The 17,144-nt window shown below is 70.1% G+C and carries 12 protein-coding genes; 7 read left to right on the forward strand and 5 right to left on the reverse strand.

The window, feature by feature from the left end:
* The 5 genes from AAH979_RS33705 to AAH979_RS33725 form a co-directional block, all read left to right on the forward strand.
* On the forward strand, nucleotides 1–561 hold a 561-nt coding region (locus tag AAH979_RS33705), incomplete at its 5' end, for a LamG domain-containing protein (RefSeq protein ID WP_346262173.1).
* A gap of 227 nt (nucleotides 562–788) precedes the next feature.
* Nucleotides 789–4,319: a glycosyl hydrolase gene (locus AAH979_RS33710; protein WP_346262174.1), complete on the forward strand. Its 3,531-nt coding sequence runs from the start codon at nucleotides 789–791 to the stop codon at nucleotides 4,317–4,319.
* A gap of 72 nt (nucleotides 4,320–4,391) precedes the next feature.
* Nucleotides 4,392–6,509, forward strand: a complete 2,118-nt coding sequence (locus AAH979_RS33715; protein WP_346262175.1) for a DUF6351 family protein — start codon at nucleotides 4,392–4,394, stop codon at nucleotides 6,507–6,509.
* A 77-nt stretch (nucleotides 6,510–6,586) separates the two neighbouring features.
* Nucleotides 6,587–6,769, forward strand: coding sequence for a hypothetical protein (locus tag AAH979_RS33720; RefSeq protein WP_346262176.1), 183 nt, complete (start codon nucleotides 6,587–6,589; stop codon nucleotides 6,767–6,769).
* The gene (locus AAH979_RS33725) at nucleotides 6,766–7,101 is read left to right on the forward strand and encodes a DUF202 domain-containing protein (RefSeq protein ID WP_346262177.1); all 336 of its coding nucleotides are present in this window, start codon (nucleotides 6,766–6,768) and stop codon (nucleotides 7,099–7,101) included. The genes AAH979_RS33720 and AAH979_RS33725 overlap by 4 nt, the downstream gene beginning before the upstream one ends.
* 111 nt (nucleotides 7,102–7,212) lie before the next feature.
* Here the strand turns inward: AAH979_RS33725 and AAH979_RS33730 are convergent, their stop codons facing one another.
* Entirely contained in the window at nucleotides 7,213–9,351 is a 2,139-nt protein-coding gene (locus AAH979_RS33730) for a sialate O-acetylesterase (RefSeq protein ID WP_346262178.1), read from the reverse strand.
* A gap of 247 nt (nucleotides 9,352–9,598) precedes the next feature.
* Here AAH979_RS33730 and AAH979_RS33735 point away from each other — a divergent pair, with 247 nt between their 5' ends.
* Nucleotides 9,599–9,871 carry a hypothetical protein gene (locus tag AAH979_RS33735; protein ID WP_346262179.1) on the forward strand — a complete coding sequence of 91 codons (273 nt, stop codon included), beginning with the start codon at nucleotides 9,599–9,601 and terminating at the stop codon, nucleotides 9,869–9,871.
* A gap of 305 nt (nucleotides 9,872–10,176) precedes the next feature.
* On the opposite strand, the gene AAH979_RS33740 is transcribed toward AAH979_RS33735, so the two are convergent.
* Entirely contained in the window at nucleotides 10,177–11,241 is a 1,065-nt protein-coding gene (locus AAH979_RS33740) for a BTAD domain-containing putative transcriptional regulator (protein ID WP_346262180.1), read from the reverse strand.
* Nucleotides 11,242–11,432: 191 nt separating this feature from the next.
* Here AAH979_RS33740 and AAH979_RS33745 point away from each other — a divergent pair, with 191 nt between their 5' ends.
* Entirely contained in the window at nucleotides 11,433–13,082 is a 1,650-nt protein-coding gene (locus AAH979_RS33745; protein ID WP_346262181.1) for a cellulose binding domain-containing protein, read from the forward strand.
* A 172-nt stretch (nucleotides 13,083–13,254) separates the two neighbouring features.
* On the opposite strand, the gene AAH979_RS33750 is transcribed toward AAH979_RS33745, so the two are convergent.
* Genes AAH979_RS33750 through AAH979_RS33760 form a run of 3 tightly spaced genes read right to left on the reverse strand, consistent with a single transcriptional unit; the run spans nucleotide 13,255 to nucleotide 17,038 of the window.
* Nucleotides 13,255–14,640 (reverse strand): FAD-dependent oxidoreductase, encoded by a 1,386-nt coding sequence (locus AAH979_RS33750; RefSeq protein WP_346262182.1) that lies wholly within the window; start codon nucleotides 14,638–14,640, stop codon nucleotides 13,255–13,257.
* The gene (locus AAH979_RS33755) at nucleotides 14,637–15,443 is read right to left on the reverse strand and encodes a methyltransferase domain-containing protein (protein ID WP_346262183.1); all 807 of its coding nucleotides are present in this window, start codon (nucleotides 15,441–15,443) and stop codon (nucleotides 14,637–14,639) included. The genes AAH979_RS33750 and AAH979_RS33755 overlap by 4 nt, the downstream gene beginning before the upstream one ends.
* Complete coding sequence (locus AAH979_RS33760) at nucleotides 15,440–17,038, reverse strand: radical SAM protein (RefSeq protein WP_346262221.1); 1,599 nt, start codon at nucleotides 17,036–17,038, stop codon at nucleotides 15,440–15,442. The genes AAH979_RS33755 and AAH979_RS33760 overlap by 4 nt, the downstream gene beginning before the upstream one ends.
* Between the last annotated feature and the right edge of the window lie 106 nt (nucleotides 17,039–17,144).

Raw genomic sequence — 17,144 nt, forward strand, 5'->3', positions numbered from 1 at the left:
AGCTTCGATGGGGAGCGCGGCCGGGTACAACTGCCCTTCCGGACCGCACCGGTCCTGGGCACTGGTGACTTCACCGTGTCGACCTGGATCAGGTACCGCGACACCAGCAGGGACCAGGCACTGTTCTGGGCGTACGGCGTCAACGGCGCGCCCGAGGTGTGGCTGCGCGCCGAACCCGGCAACAACCGGATCCGTGGCACGGTGACCACCGCCACGGGTTCGGCGAACGTCACCTCCACCGGCGCGTACGCCGATGGTGCCTGGCACCACGTCGTGCTGCGTCGCCAGGCGGGCAATGTGGCGTTGTTCGTGGACGGTGTCCAGGTCGGCACCGCGTCCGGTGCCGCCGGGGCGGTCAACGGCGACGATCCCACGCCCATCTACCTCGGGCAGCGGCTCGACGGGGCGAGCCGGTTCCACGGCAGCATGGACGAGTTCCGGGTCTACGACCGCGCACTGACCACCACCGAGGTGTCCCGGCTGGGCACCAGCAACACCGTCGGCATCCCGGGCCTCACCGCCCGCCTGCCGATGAACGCCCTCATCCCGGCCGGCGAGTAGATCGGAGACTGGCGATGTCCCGTAAGCGCCGCAGCCGCCTCGTCGCTGTTCCGCTCCTCGCGGCGGCGCTCGCCGGCACCCCTGTCGCGATCGCACCGACTGCCGCCTCGGACTTGCACTCCGCGTCGGCGTCGGCGGCGCCTGCCGGATCCGTCCCGACGTTGACCGCCGGGACATTCGCCGATCCGCCCTCGACGGTGCGTCCGAAGTACCGCTGGTGGATGCCGATGGCTTTCACGGAGGACGAGCAGCTACGCGCGGAGCTCGCCGACATGAAGGCCATCGGCGCCGGCGGCGCGGAGGTCGCCACGACCACCGCCGTCGGCCCGCGGGCCTTCGACCCCGAGTTCCTGGCGGAGTACGGCTGGGGCTCACCACGCTGGGCGCGGAAGGTCCAGACGATGTCGGAGAGTGCGGCCGAGTTCGACCTGGCCCTGGACTTCACCATCAGTCCGCGATGGCCGGCGATCGTACCCACGGTTACCGATGTCAACGATCCGCGGGCGTCGCAACAGTTGGTGTTCTCGCACGCCTTCGTCAAAGGCGGTACGAGATACAGCGGCGCCTTGCCGACCAACTACCGCCCGCAACCCCCGGTCGGTGCGCGGCGCACCCCGATCGCCGTGTTGCTCGCCCGGTGCGCGGACGCGGCCTGTGACCGCCCGGGCGGCGGTCCACGAATGCTCCACCGCGACAGCGTGCGGGACCTCACCGGCAGCGTCGGCGGCGACGGCACGCTGCGCCTCGACGTGCCGGGCGACGCCGACGACACCTATGTGCTGATCGGCTTCTTCCAGACCGGCGACGGCCAGCTTCGCAACAACTTCACCACGACCAAACCGAACTACTTCCTCGACCACCTCAGCGAACAGGGAGTCCGGGCGACGACGCAGTTCTACGACTCGTCGATTCTCACCCCGCCGGTGCGGGAGGCGCTCGACGCCGTCGGCAGGGTCGATCTCTTCGAGGATTCGCTCGAACTCGGGGCCTCGCAGAAGTGGACGTGGGACTTCGCCGACCAGTGGGAGCGGCGGCGGGGCTACTCGCCGATCCGGGTACTCCCGGCGCTCACCGACGCCGGATCCGGGGGCCTCACCACGGCACCCTTCTTCGACTTCACCGACGGCAGCGGCGCGCGCATCCGGACCGACTACCGGCAGACCTGGAACGACCTGTACATCGACTCCCGGCTGGTGCCGTTGCGCCGCTGGGCGAACGAACGCGGCATGGCGCTGCGGAGCCAGCCGTACGGCGGACCCATCGACACGCCGCAGGCGGCCACCCATGTCGACGTGCCCGAGGGCGAGTCACTGGTGTTCTACGACAACATCGAGCCGTACCGGTTGGTGTCGGTCGGCGCGCATCGCAACGGCAGCCCGGTGGTGTCCAGCGAGTGTTGCGCGGCGCGGGCGGACGTCTGGGCGACGACCGCCGGAGGCTGGCAGGAGTCGGCCAACCTGCGCTCGGTGTACCGCGGATACGCGGGTGGAGTGACGCAGGTGGTCTGGCACGGCTACCCGTACCTGACCAAGGGGGAGGGGACGTCCGACCAGGCGGTGTGGCCGGGCATGTCGTACGGGGGCAACACCTCGTTCGCCGAGGCGTGGGGTGCCAAGGGCGGACCCAACTGGGCGGACTACCGGGCGATCAACGACCACCTCGCCCGGCTGCAACTGGTGCTTCGGCAGGGCAGGCCGACCTTCGACGTGGCCCTGTACCTACAGGACTTCGGCCTGCGGTCGCCGGCCACCACGCTCACCGGACCGGAGACGCTCCTGGAGAGCGACTCGCCGCTGGCCGAACGTGGCTACACCTACGAGTACCTCAGTCCGGCGCACCTGCGGATGCCTTCGGCGAAGGTGTCGGACGGGCGGCTGTTCCCCAGGGCCGGCGCACACCAGGCGATCATCCTCGCGGATCAGCAGACGATGGCGGTCGACACCGCGCGTCGGTTGCTCGCCCTGGCCCGGGACGGACTGCCGGTCGTCTTCGTCGGTGAGCTGCCCTCGGCGACCCCGGGCTTCCACGACGCGGCCGCGCAGGATGCCGAGCTGCGTCGGCTGGTCGCCCAGCTCACCGCACGGCGTGACGTGCACCGGGTCGCCGACCTCGCCGCCGTGCCGGGGCTGCTCGCCCGGCTCGGGATAGCGCCGTCCGCCGCGCACGCGACGCCGTCCGCCGACGTGTTGAGTGTCCGCCGCTCCGACGCGACCACCGACTACTACTACCTGTTCAACCAGCGGTCGTGGGCGACCGAACAGCGGCTGACGCTCACCGGCGAGGGACGACCGTACAAGCTGGACACCTGGACCGGCGAGATCACACCGCTCACCGACTACCGGCAGACATCGGGCGGTGTGGTCGTCGATGTCGCCCTGGAGGCGTCCGACACCGCGGTCATCGCGCTGTCGACGCGCCGCGACGAGACGTTCCGGTGGTCGGCGCCGGTCGACCAGGGTCCGACCACCGCTCGCAATACCGGGTTGGGTCCTGTGCTTCTCGACGATTGGACTCTCCAGGTGGAGAGCTGGACCCGGGGTGAATCGGGGCTGCCCGGTGACACCGCCAAGACCACTCTTCCGGCCGTCGAACCGGCCGGTGATGAGCGTGGCGCGCTGCCACCGTGGTCGGCGATCACCCCGGCGAACGGATACGACATCGACCTTGGCGACGTGTCCGGGGTCGGGACATACACCTCGACGTTCACCCTCGACGACTCGTGGGACGGGGTCCGCACGGCGTACCTGGACCTGGGAACCGCCGTCGACACCGTCACCGTGACGCTGAACGGCGCCCGCATCCCGGCGCGGAGCCCGCAGGATCTCCGGCACATCGAGGTGGGGCGCTATCTGCGGGCCGGTGACAACGCCCTGACGGTGCGCGTCGCGTCGACCCTCGTCAACGCGGTCCGGGTCGCACCCGGCACCGGCGCGGCCGACCGGCCACGCATGGACTACGGGTTGTTCGGGCCGGTACGCCTGATTCCGCGCGATAGCCGACAGCCGACCCTGGCGGTGGAGGCCCTCGAACGGGAACTGCCGTTGGCCGCCGGCGGCACCAACCAGGCACGGGTGCGGGTCGCCAACAACTCACCCAGACCGGTGTCGGTGTCGGTTGACGTGACGACCGACGACGGAGTCGAGGCGACGTTGGACCGGCCGACGTTGCGGATTCCCGGCCGGTCGTCGGCGACAGCGCTGGTACGCCTGAGCGGTCAGCGCGACTCCGGTTCGTCCGACCTCGTCATCGACGCGGTGGCGGCCAACGGAGCGAGGGGGCAGGCGCACGTTACGCTTCGACACTCCGACAACCTGGCGGTCAACGCGACGGGCAGCCCGTATCCGCGCGTCTGGGCGTCCAGCTACCAGTACCAGCAGCCGCCGTCGTTCCTGACCGACGGGTTGGCGTCGACGTACTGGGTGTCCGGCGGTCACACGCCCGGACAGGCCCCAACGCCCGAGGCCCCGGAGTTCGTCGGCGTCGACCTCGGACTCGCCACGGTGGTGCGTGCGGTGCGGTTGAGCGGTCGGGAGAACTGGGCCCCGCGGTCGTACGACGTGCAGACGTCCCTGGACGGCGAGCGGTGGACGACCGTGCTGTCGGTCACGGACGACGCCGGGAATGCGGCGACCACCACGGCGGTCACGCCGACGCAGGCGCGCCACGTGCGGCTGCGCATCACCGAGGGGTGGTACCCCACATCGCCGGGTCACAACACCCAGTTGGCCGAGTTCGCCGTCTACTCCGGCGGCGTCTGAGAGCGGAGGTCTGCGATGCGCCCTGTCACCAGGCACCACCCGCCACGATCCGTCCTCGCCGCGGTCTCGGCCGTGGCCGTTGTCGCCGCGGCCACACTCGTCCTACCCCGGACCGCACCGGCAACGGCGGCCGACAACGAACGCCTGCGACTGGTGGCGTTGTCGGCCCGGCCCGAACTGGTGACCGCGGACGACGTGCTCGTCACCGCGGTGGTGCCGCGCGCCAGGCCGTTGGACGGGGTACGCCTCACGCTCAACGGCACGGACATCACCGGCTCCTTCCGGGCCGACGCGAACGCACACGCCCTGACCGGCCTGGTCGATCGGGTCCGCCCCGGGCGCAACCACCTCGTCGCGACCGCCGGGCCGCTGCGCGACCACCTCGTCCTGACGAACCATCCGGCCACCGGGCCGGTGATCAGCGGTCCGCACCAGACGCCGTACGTCTGCACCACCGACCTGTTCCGTCTGGTTGACGGCGATCCGCTCGGCGATCCGCTCGACGCCGACTGCTCGGTGGCTACTCGGGTCGACTACGCGTACCGATCCACCGCCGGCAGGACCAGGCCACTGCCGGATCCGGCGGCCAGACCCGACGACCTCGCCTGGACGACCACCATCACCGGCGAGACGGTCCCGTTTCTCATCCGGATCGAGACCGGCACGCTCAACCGGTCGATCTACCAGATCTCCATGCTGCACGACCCGGCATCGGAACAACCCACGTTCCACCGGCACAGCCCCGGCTGGAACGACCGGCTCATCTACACCTTCGGCGGCGGTTGCCGGCGCGGCTGGTACACCCAGGGCACGGAAACCGGCGGTGTCCTGGACCCGCAGATGCTCGCCCGCGGCTACGCGGTCGCGTCGGCGTCGCTGAACGTCTTCGGCAACAACTGCAACGACCTGCTCGCGGCCGAGACGATGATGATGGTCAAGGAACGGTTCGTTGAGCACTACGGCGATCCGCTGTTCACCATCGGCTGGGGTTCTTCGGGAGGCTCCTACCAGGGCCACCAGATCGCGGACAACTACCCGGGCCTGCTGGACGGCATCGTGGTCGGGCGGACGTTTCCCGACGTCGCGTCCGCGACGAACATCACGCTGTTCGACACCCGGCTGCTCGAGCACTATTTCACCGAGGTCGCGCCGGGCACGTTCAGCCGCGAGGAGCAGCGCCAGGTCGCCGGCTTCCTGCGGTGGGAGAGCATCCGCAACCTCAGCGACGGGGCGAAACGGCTGGACCCGGTCGCTGAGTTCCCCGACGAGTTGCCCGCCGAACTGCGCTACCACCCGCAGAGCAACCCCGGCGGAGCACGCGCGGACGTCTACGACCACACTGTGAACGTCTACGGGCGTGACCCGGCCACCGGATTCGCCCGGCGGCCGCTGGACAACGTGGGGGTGCAGTACGGGCTGGCCGCGCTCCACTCGGGCGCGATCACCACACAGCAGTTCCTCGACCTCAACGAGCGCATCGGGGGTCTGGACCTTGATGCCAGGCCGGTGCCGCGACGCACCGCGGCGGACCCGATCGCGAGGAACGCCGCCTACCACACCGGGCGCATTCTCTTCGGCGGGGCGGGCCTCGCCGGCACACCGATCATCGACTACCGGACGTACTCCGAGGACGCCGCGAACGGCGACATCCACATGACGATTCACGGCTACGCCACCCGGGCGCGGCTGGAGGCGGCGAACGGTGACGCGGACAACCAGGTGATCCTCGTGGAGGACAGCCGTTTCGGCGGCTTCAGTCTGACCAGCCCAACCCTGCGGTACGCCCTGACCAGCATGGAGGAGTGGCTGACCGCGCTCGTGGCCGATGACGCGCCGGTGCCCGCACACCAGAAGGTGGTGCGGAACAAGCCGGCCGGTCTCACCGACGCGTGCTGGAGCCGCGACGCCACGCCCCGCAAGATCGTGCAACGGCTCACCGTGGACAATGCCGGGGAGTGCGGGCAGCTGTTCCCCGCCTACTCCACCCCACGGCTGGTAGCCGGCGCTCCGCTGACCGACGACGTGGTGACCTGCCACCGGAAGGCCATCGACTGGCGTGACTATGTGGTCAGCTTCAGCCCGGAGGAGCGCGCTCGACTGTTGGAGATCTTCCCATCGGGCGTGTGTGACTGGACGAAGCCCGGAGTCGGGCAGCGGCCGTTGCGCGACACCTGGCAGGCATTGCGTTGACGCTGAGGGAGAGCCGGCCTGCGGAATGAACCCGGGGCTGCGCGGGCTGGTGCCTGGACGGCCCGGGAGCGGTTGGTGTGGCCGCCGTCGTGTCGGTGGGAGCGGGTGCCGTCGTGCCCGCTTTCGCGTTCCTGCGGTGGGCGCTCAGCGAGCGGGCGTTGCGGCATGGTCGGCCGTTGCCGGCGATGGTGTTCGGCATCGCGATGGCGGCCGGATTGAGCCTGGCCGGTGTAGTGCTGGTGTTGGCGGTCCTCAGGTGAGGCGGGATGCCGACGCCCGGGTGTGGAGCCCGGAGGCTCAGCCGGAGCGGACCGCGTTGGCCTGGTCGCGGACGGCGTTGGCCGGCGCGGTCCTGGTGTGCGGGTTGGTCCGGCACCTGCTGCCGACCCACCCGGTGGTCGCCGGGACTCTCGCGGTTGTTGCCGGACCGGTGATGGTGGCGGTGGCGACAGCGGCCCGCGCCCGATATCGCGACAGCCATCGGGCACTGCGCGGTGGACGACCGTTGCCCGACGGCCGGCTCGCGGCCTGGTGTGTACTGCTGGTTACGATCGTTGCACTGGCCGCCGGCCTTTCCGTCGTCGCTGGCTAATCGGCTCTTGTCGGTTCGATGAGAACCAACGAGCACGTCCGGTGCAATGTCGACTGACTGTCGTCACGCCGGGCACCACACGTGAGACCCGGCATGACGACGGTCATGGTGCTATTCGACGGGGAGCTGGAAGGCGAGCAGCCCCATACCGAGGCCATCGATGACACGGGGACCGGCGCGACGGTGGGCGAGGTACGCCACGGTGGCGTCGGCGGGTACCGGCCGGTCCAGCGTCAGTACCAGGCCAAGGCCGGGTTGCCAGCGCACGGATTCCACGACGGTGCCCGGTACTCGGAAGTCCGCGGCCGCACCATCCTCGACGGTCAGCGGGCGCGCGGGGGAGCGGAGGTTCACCACCAGCTGGTTCGGGTTGTCGTCGATCCGGTGCGCCGTTCTGGGGTTCGGTGGCGCCACCCTCGGGGCACCCGGACGGTACAGGTCGTCGAGGAGCATGGTGGCGTTGTGCTCACCGAGAGTGCGGTAGCCGTCGATGTAGTCGAAGTGGCAACCGTCGTGGCCGTTGAGGCCGGTCGTCGACTGCACCCGCAGGTTGTCGATCGTGTCCGGCAGCCGCCGTTGGGCGTCCCGCAGCGCCACCGGGGTCGCCTGGTCGCAGGGGGAGCTGCGGACCTGGTGGACGTAGACCGGCAGCTTGGCACCATAGTCCTGGCGCCAGTCCGCGACCAGCTCGGTGAACCCGGCAACGTGTACCTCGGCGTCGTCGCGGTCGGCCTCACCCTGGTACCACAGCATGACGTCGATGGCGTCCGGCCCGGCCAGGCCGGCCCGGGCGAGGCGTTGCAGCAGCATCCCGTAGCTGGTCGCACCATCGGTGGGAGCGTTGTCGTTGCGCGCGAAGTAGCTGATCGGCTGGCCACCACGGGCACCGTTGACGATGGCGATCGGGATGCCGAGTTCGGCCGACATGAGCTGTCCCATCCGGACCGCCCACTGTCCGATCGCCCCTACCCGCTGTATGTTGTCGCCCATGGCGTAGGTCCAGCCGCCGATGGCGGCCGCCAGCCGCGAGTTGTTGTTGTTGGAAGTACCGAAGGTACGCACCCACCGGGACCGGTCCGCCTCCGACGACGTCGAGTTCGGCTGCTGGCCGGCCTGCGCGTTCGACTGTCCCTGCACCACGATGACGTCACCGGCGACGACGTCGACCGCGCGGCCGAAGCGGTGGCTGCGGCCGTCGGCGGTGAGCGCGACAAGTTCCAGATCGGTCGACGTCAGCGCCACCGGCAGCGAGACGGTGAACGAGAACCGGGGTGCCGCCGGCGACACGGCGGCCCGCCGGGTCGTCTGCCGGCCGCCGCGGGTGGTCCGCAGCTCGACCGCGGTGACGTCCGGGTCGAGTGCCACCCCGCTGACCCGCACCGTCACGCTGGTGGCGGTTCGGCCCGGGCGCGGGACCACCTGCCGCGAAATCGGGGCAGCGTCCACCCGGACCAGCGAGGGCCGGGCGTAGAAGGTGAGCCGCCGGGCGGTGTAGTCGCCGGCGTTCCTGGCGGACGTCCAGTCGGGGTTTCCGCCCGGGCTGGCGCCGATGCCGACGTCCATCGTCTGAGGACCGGCGGTGGTGAAGGCATTGACGGCCAGCACCGGAGTCGCGGTCGCAGCGTAGGCGGTCCGCGGGCCACGGGCGTCGCCCGCCTCGGCGAACGCGTGCACCTGGAACGAGCCGTACCCGTTCGCCCACAGGACTGCGTCGTCGGCATCGCGGACGGTCTCGGAGGCTCCCGGTACCTGCCGCGAACCCGTCGCGTCGTACTGGTTGGGCCACATCTCGACCCAGCCGGAGCCGCCGTCGACCTCCGGTACGCCGGGCACGTTGGAGGCGACCGTCAGGTCGTCGACGAACTGGTGCCGCGACCGTTCCATCCGGGTCGGCAGGCCGATGTCGTCGGGGTTGCCGCTCAGCGCCTCCATCGACGTCCACACCCAATTCGTACCCGCTTCGGTGGTGAGTTCCAGGCAGTAGCCGACGCGGTCGAAACCACCGGCGACGCTTGCGGTCTCGTCGAATGTGTACGGCGGTGTCGCCTCCTGCCAGTTCGCGGCGGTGGGCAGGTCGAGCCCGCGTACCGGCCGGTAACCCGCGGCCTCGGCGTCGCAGGACGTGGACCGGACGTCGCTGGTGGTTGGTTCAGCGGCAGCGACGTCGGGGGCGGCAACGGTTGCCGCGACGAGTGCCAGGGCAGCGCACCCGGCGGCTGGCAGGTGGGTGTTGAACCGACGTCGCGGCATGGACACTCCTCCATGGGCTTTGATCCCGGGGTGCCTGTGCACGCTAGCCACACAACCAGGAAGAAGCACATGAGTGGCCGCGCTGTGCGGCCAATGATGATCTACAAGCGATGACCGGTCCGGTGTTCCGCGCCGGACGGCTCGGGTCGGGAAACTCCGGGTCCCTGATCATCCTTTCACCGCACCGGGTGCGGCTGGCCCAGGCGAACCTGCAACGCGCGAACCGGCCGGCGGGACCGGGCAGGGCATGGTCCTGGCCGGCGACGCGACCCACCTGCCGGACGTGCTCCCGTCGGTGCTGCGGGGACGTGTCGCCCTCGTCGTGACCTCGCCGCCGTACGGGGCCACCCTGCGCAGCCGTGTCGCGAACCGCCCCCGGCGGGTCGCTCTCGACGCCGGCCTGACCGCGGTACCGGCCGGTTGCGTACCACTGCTGCGGCCGTGGATCGACGCGGACGGGCGCGGCCGCCCCGACGTCGAGGCCGCCCTTCACCGGCTCCCAGCCCTGGGATGGTCTTGACAGCCCTACGCCCGACCACAAGGCCCGTCCGCGTCCACAGTCGCCACCGTGTTTGGGACAGGAGCGGTTTTTCGCGGTAACCATCCGGCGGTCGCCGACACATAGATGGGTTGAACCCGTCGTCAAGCTGGAGGTTCGGAGTGCGGGTCCGAAGATTGTTGCCGTCCGCCATGGTGATGGCGTTGGCAGTCCCACTGCCCGCAGATCCACACTGGAGCCAACGAGTCGCCACAGCAACAGGCAGCGACCTATGCAAAACGCGACAAAGCACTACTAGCTCTCTGCGCAACCGTTACGCCCCCGCCTCAACATCCCCTTCGAGCCGGCGACGAATCCCGAGAGCATCCCGACTCGGCCCCGTCGGCAACTGGACGATGATCTGGTCGGCGAGCCTGTCGAGCATCGCAGGACCGCGTTGCGGCGGAAGCCCTGCCTGGCACACGTCCCCGCCCGTGCGGATGGGAAACGCCGGAGGATCCTTGTCGCCCGCTGTTGGCGATGAGAATTCCAGGCAAAGGCAGCATACCCAGCTCGTGGGCGAGCTGGGCGACGAGTGCGCGGATGGGATCCGCCGCGTGCTCCGCCATGCCCGGCGAGGCCGGCCCGACATTCGCCCGCACCGCGGCGTCGTCGCCGCTCACAACCGCGCGGTACAGCTCGCGCAGGGCCGGCCCGGGCGAGACGCCGAGCTCCTCGGCGAGCACGGCGCGGGCGTCACCGAGCGTCTCCAAGGCCGCCGCCGGGTTGCCGCTCAGCCACAGCGCGATGGCGAGCAGCCGCCACCCAGACTCGCGTAACGGCTCCGCCACGACCTGCCGGCGCAGCGGAGCCACGATGCTGGCGGCATCGCCCAGCCGCAGCCGCAGTTCGGCGTGCCGCTCGACGACCGCGTTACGACGCTCGCTCAGCTCGGCCCGGGCCGCGTCGAGGACCGGTCCGAGCGGCACCCCCTCGAACGGCTCGCCCCGCCACAGGTCCAGCGCCGCCGCGTACTGCGTCGCGGCGGCGGCGATGTCGCCCTTGTCCAAGGCAACATCGCCACACGCGGTCCGCGTCGCGAAGAGATCCAGATCGACCGCACCGGGTACCGCGTCAAGCGCGTACCCGCCCGTACATCGACGTACGGAGAGTGCCGGTGAGTCGCGGCAGAGCGCCCGGAGCCGGTTGAGGTACGTACGGATGTTGGCCACCGCCGAGGGCGGCGGCTCGTCGGGCCAGACCTCGTTGACGAGTCGGCCGATGGAGACCGGCTGGTTGGCGTGCACGAGGAGCATCACCGCCGCCGTGCGCTGCTTTGGCGGGCCGAGTGTGGCCGCGACACCGTCCCGAACTATCTCGACCGGGCCAAGCAGACGGACGTGGACATTCACTACGGCTCCCCAGTCCCGCGAAACTTTTCCCCACCGCATCCGACCGTAGCGAAGGAAGATTTACCGAACGTTTCGACTGTGGGTTGCCGTCTTGGCGACGTTGTGAGTCGGGGCGATTGGTACGAACGACGCCTGACGGAGGTGATCGACGTGGGATCGGCGACGTCGAGGACGAGCGTCTCGACTCCCGGGTGGTCGGTCGTGAACTGGTCGAACAGCTCCACGTTCCGTTCAGCGATGATCACCTTGTCGCCGCCCACACGACGGCGCAGCCCCAGGCGAGCCCGATGCCCGAGGTGCCGCCTGTGATCGGAACTGTGTTGTCCATGGTCCTCATCGAGAGATGTCTCCTTCAGGTCAGTGGGACCGGACATGACCAAGGTCGCATCAGTGGCGGCGCGTTCGCATCGGTGGAAATCGCCTATGTGCGTGTGGACGACCGCCGCTGGCGCGCGCACGATCCTGGGTCGACGGCGTCGCGACCGCGGGACGGCCAGCCGGCGACGTCGGCCTGCGACCAGCGCGATAGCTGTACGAAAAATATCGGTTCCGTATCCATCCTGTTCGTACCGTGCGATCTGGCCAACCCGGCCGGGCCGCACACACCCCAGTGCGTGGCATCTCACGAAGGGGACACCAACGTGCGATCACGATCGCTGACCCCAACATCCCGACGCCGCGCAGGGCTGCGCGCGTTGCTCATCCTCGGCTTCGTCGCCGGCGGCTCGCTGGTCACGACGGGCGCCGTCGGCACCCTCGCCGCACCGGCGTCCGCCGCGACGGTGAACTGCGACGGCGACGGCGTCTCCGGCAAGCGCGTCCAGATGCTCTACGTACGTGGCGACGCGACTCCGGACGACCTGCCCAACTTGCGGTCCACGCTGCTCGACATCCCGGCCCGGATCGACGAGCAGTTCCTGGAGGCGGCGCGGCGCACCGGCGGACCGGACGCGTACCGCGCGGTGCGATGGGTGACCGACGCCAACTGCATTCCCACGATCACCAGCGTCGTCGTCCCGCAGTCCATCATGGGCAACCTGTTTGGCGTGCTGAACTCGCTGAGGGCCAACGGATACAACAGCGTGGACCGTAAGTACGCCATCTGGTACGAGGGCACCGGGTGCGGCGACGCCTGGGGCCGCGAAGACGACGACTCGCCCGGCCCGTCGAACCTGCACAACAACAACACCAATCTCTACGGGCACGCGTTCGTCGGCCTCCGCAACGCCGGCTGTTTCTCATGGAGCACCATGGCCCACGAGCTGCTGCACACCCTGGGGGCGGTGCAGAGCAGCGCCCCGCACGCCACTGCCACCAGCCACTGCTGGGACCAATATGACATGATGTGCTACGACGACGAGGACCCCTTGACCGCCCCGGTGGACACCTGCCTGGGGGGCGTTCCGCACCAGATCGACTGCAACGGCGACGACTACTTCAACGTCAGCCCGCCCGCCGGCAGCTACCTGGACACCCACTGGAACATCGCGAACAGCGCCTTCCTCATCAAGACCGCGCCCCCCGCCCCCTCGTGCACAGTGGCGTACACGAAGAGCGACTGGGGCAACAACTTCAACGCCGACCTGACCATCACGAACACCAGCGGTCCGGCCCTGTCGACCTGGCAACTGACGTTCTCGTTCCCCGGCAACCAGCAAATCAACAGCAGTTGGCCGGGCTCGTTCACCCAGACCGGGCAGAACGTCACGCTGAACGCGGGCACGCCGGGTTTCCTCGGCGTCGGGGCGAGCGTGCAAACCTTCTTCAACGCCAACTACTCCGGCACTAACGCCGACCCGACGGCGTTCAGACTGAACGGCCAGTTGTGCACCACGACCTGACCGGCTGACGGGCACGAAATGCTCCGGAGGCGTCCTACCAGGGCGCTTCCGGAGTACGGTCGCCTCAACGTGTCGCAGCGGATCAGCCGGACCGCGAAGGACCCGGTGAAGCGTCGGACCACTTCCACCGAGACGGGACACAAACCGTCCGGGGTGGGGCGGAGCGAGGCCGTCAGAACCGGGAAGGGCGGTCGCCGGCTCGGGCCGGTCTCGCTCTGCGTCCGCCGATGGTGGTGAAGAACTGGGCCGTGGCTAGTTGGATGCCGTAGGACCAGGTGGGGTAGGCGTGGGTGGCCTGGGCAAGGCGGCCGGTGAACATGCCGGTGGCCATGGCCAGGGCTGGTTCGTGGATCATCTCGCCGGCGCGGGTGGCGACGATGGTGGCGCCGAGGACGCGTCCGCCGCCGAGGTTGCGGAGCAGACGGTGTGGTCCGGCGATCAGTTGGATGAAGCCGTCGGTCGCGGCTGCGGTGATGGCACGGTCCATCTCGTTCATCGGTAGGTACGCCACCCGGGCACCGTGGGCGGCGGCCTCGGCTTTGGTCATGCCGACGTGGGCGACCTCGGGATCGGTGAATGTGACCCGGGGAGTGGCGCGCGGGTCGTAGCGGTGGCGGCGCCGGGACAGGGCGTTGCCAGCGGCGAGACGCCCCATCGCGAACGCGGCGTGGGTGAACGGCATGAGGCCGGTGACGTCACCGGCGGCGTAGATCCCGGGTGTGGTGGTGGCGAGGTGGTGGTCGGTGACGATGTGGCCGTGCTCGTCGACCGCGACGCCGGCCCGCTCTAGGTCAAGCCCGGCGATGGTCGGGCGGCGGCCGGTGGCGACGAGGAGTCCGTCGGCCGTGACGTCGGAGCCGTCGTCGAGGGTGAGCCGGACGCCCCCGGCCGGACCTGTGGCGGCGTCGAGCGCACGGGTGCCGACACGTACGTCGATGCCTTCGCGGGCGAACACGTCGGCGATGACGCGGGAGGCGTGCGGTTCCTCGGCCGCGAGGAGCCGGTCGGCCGGTTCGACAAGGGTGACCCGGCTGCCGAGGCGGGCGAACGCCTGGGCGAGTTCACAGCCGACCGAGCCGCCGCCGAGCACCGCCAGAGAGCGGGGCAGGTCGGTCAGGTCGAAGACGGTTTCGGTGGTCAGGTACGGCACGTGGGAGAGGTCGGGAAACGGGGGGATGGCAGGGGACGCGCCGGTGGCGATGACGATCCGGCGAGCCGGCAGGTTGATGCCGTCGATGTCAAGGCGGTTCGGCGCGGTGAACCTTGCCCGGCCGCGCCGGACGTCGACGCCCTCGGCACGTAGCGCGGCCTCGTCTTCCGTAGCGGCGATGGTGGCGACCGCGTCGCGGACCCGTTGCGCGGCGGCCGGGAAGGTGAGCCGTTGGGCGGCGGCTTCGATCAGCGCCTTCGACGGGACACAGCCGGTGAAGGTGCAGTCTCCGCCGGGTGGGCCATCGTTGACCAGGAGTGTCCGGGCACCAGCACCCGCGCCGGCCCGAGCGGCTCCGAGGCCGGCGGCGCCGCCGCCGATGACGACAAGGTCGTAGCCCTCGGTCACGGCTTCTCCGCCACGATCAACCCGTAGCCGATGATCCCGTCACCGACCGCCGCGCGGGCGGCGGCCAGCACGTCGGGAACCCGGTCGAAGTCCAGGCCGGCCGCTTCGGCCCGGTTACGGGCGGTCATCCGGACCAGCGTGAGGCGGGCTTCGATCTGGTCGAGCATGGTGGTCACTGCGGCGTCGTGGCGTTCGGTGCCGGTGATCCGTAAGCCGGCGGCGGTGAGGATCCGTGCGTACTCATCGAGGGGGCGGGCGTCGGCGACGCAGGCGATCCAGCCGCCGAGGCCGGTCAGCTCCGACGGGAGCCGGCCGGAATCGACGGTGACGTCAGTGATGCCGAGCCGCCCGCCGGGGCGCAGCACCCGGGCGAGTTCCGCGGCGGCGGTAGGCTTGTCGGGGAAGGTGCAGAAGGCGCACTCACACACGACCGCGTCGAACGCGCCGTCGCCGGTCGGGAGGCGTTCGGCGTCGCCGTGGGTGAAGCGGACCCGGTCGGCCAGCCCGGCGTCCCGGGCTGCCGCGCCCGCCGCGGTCACGTTCGCCTCGGACAGGTCGACGCCGGTGACCTCTGCCCCGTACTGGGCGGCCAGCATCAGGGCGGTGGCGCCCCGCCCGGCGGCCACGTCGAGCACCGCCGCCCCGGGGCGCGGGGCGAGCCGGTCGACCAGGCGCCGGGTCAGCACGAGGCCGCCCGGATGGTAGGAGTCGCCGAGCAGCAGGGCTACCAGGTCCGAGCCGTAGGCGGCGGCGCAACAGGCCTTGGTTTCGGCGGCGGGGAGCGCCGGCATCGGCTGGTTCATCGGAGCCGCCCGCCGACATTGGTGCTGTCCGCCGCGATCGGCCGACTGCCCGCCGCGCCGGCGCCGTCGGTGGTGGCGGCGACCTTCGATCCGTACGGCGAGTCGGCCAGCACCGCCCGCAGGGGCAGCGCGTTGGGCACCACGTCGGCGACTGGTACGCCGGACATCTGTTCGCGGACCTGCTCCCGGTAGCCGACGGAGTTGTACGCGCAGAACGGGATCAGCCGCCCGTCCGGGGTGATCTCCTCCACGCAGCACTTCATCAACTGTTTGACGTTGAGCGTGTAGGGGTCCTGGAAGTCCTGAATAACGATCATGAAGGCGCGCTCATCGAGGTCGGCGATCGCCTCGGGCAGGTTGATCCCGCAGGCGTCGGCGCAGTCCAGCGCGGCCGCCGCGGCGGAGAGTTGCTCGCTGGTGGAGTCGGTGCCCATGAACGCCGACGCGGACCACAGTTTTTCGAGGGCCTCTCGCACGGCACTGTCCGGCATGACCCGGTTGGCAACGTAGTCGAGGTGGTCGGCGACGTTGAGTAGCCGGGGGATCGCCACCAGACCGAACCCGGGCATGCCCGGGGTGCCTTCGGTCAGTAGATAGGTGATCGACCGGCAGGTGGGGAAGCAGCATGGCACGGGGAAGAAGTCGCTGGCGCGGAACCAGTCGGGGCGCTGCGCGGCGATGCCGTGGATAATGTCGGAGTTCGTCAGCCGGGTCAGCGGGTCGAACTCGACGTGCCGGCCGGAGTGGGTGACGGGCTGGAACGACACGCTGCGCACCGCCGGGTGGCCGAGGCCGTACTCGACGATCGCGCCGAGTTCGTGGTCGTTGAGGCCACGCTCGACCGCGGCGACGAGGGTGACGGTGAGTCCGACCTCGGCGCAGTTGTCCAACGCCCGTTGTTTGATCTCGCGCAGGTCGCGGCCTCGGATCTCGCGGTGGGTGCGCTCGTCGAAGCCGTCGAACTGCAGGTAGACGTTCACCGCCCGGCCGGGCCGGTTGCGCGCCCCCAACTCGGCGACGAACCGCCGGTCGGCGGCCAGCCGGATGCCGTTGGTGTTGAGGTTGACCGCCTTGATCGGGCGGGCCTGCGCGGCGTCGATGAAGGTCAGGATCTGCTTGTGGATGGTCGGTTCGCCGCCCGAGAACATCACCACCTCCGCCTCGCCCTCACTGGCGACAAACGTGTCGAGCATCCGCTCGCACTGCTCCAGGTCGATGGAGTATCCGTCGGGTTGGTGGCCCGAGTCGGCGAAACAGATCGGGCAGTCCAGGTTGCAGCCGGTGTTCACCTCGATGATGCCCAGGCAGGCGTGCTGCTTGTGCTCCGGGCACAGCCCGCAGTCCGACGGGCAGCCGTCCCGGACCTCGGTCTGGAACGTCAGCGGGATCGTGCCTGGCTTGTTGAACCGAGCGGAGTCCAGGTACATCTGCGCGTCGCCGTAGACCAGCGCCTCGAACTCGCCGTGTTCACGGCAGCGCTTGCGCAGGTACACCTTGTCGTCGCGGATGTTGACCTGGCCGTCGACGACGAACTTGCAGACCGGGCAGATGGACTTGGTGTACTCGATGAAGATCTCGTCTCGGTCCCGCTTCAGCGGCCGGGCGGAGGGTGCGGGAGCGGGTTCGACGGCGGTCATGGGACTCCTCGCGGTGACGGGTGTCGCCGGCACCGTCCTGCCACGGCCCCGGCCTGGTCGACGA

The sequence above is a fragment of the Plantactinospora sp. ZYX-F-223 genome (assembly GCF_039649625.1).
In the GTDB taxonomy this organism is placed as follows: domain Bacteria; phylum Actinomycetota; class Actinomycetes; order Mycobacteriales; family Micromonosporaceae; genus Plantactinospora.

Bases quoted from the DNA above. Each gene is read 5' to 3' on its own strand.
- AAH979_RS33710 (WP_346262174.1), top strand. From the start codon at position 789: ATGGCTTTCACGGAGGACGAGCAGCTACGCGCGGAGCTCGCCGACATG.
- AAH979_RS33730 (WP_346262178.1), bottom strand. From the start codon at position 9,351: ATGCCGCGACGTCGGTTCAACACCCACCTGCCAGCCGCCGGGTGCGCT.
- AAH979_RS33735 (WP_346262179.1), top strand. From the start codon at position 9,599: ATGGTCCTGGCCGGCGACGCGACCCACCTGCCGGACGTGCTCCCGTCG.
- AAH979_RS33755 (WP_346262183.1), bottom strand. From the start codon at position 15,443: ATGAACCAGCCGATGCCGGCGCTCCCCGCCGCCGAAACCAAGGCCTGT.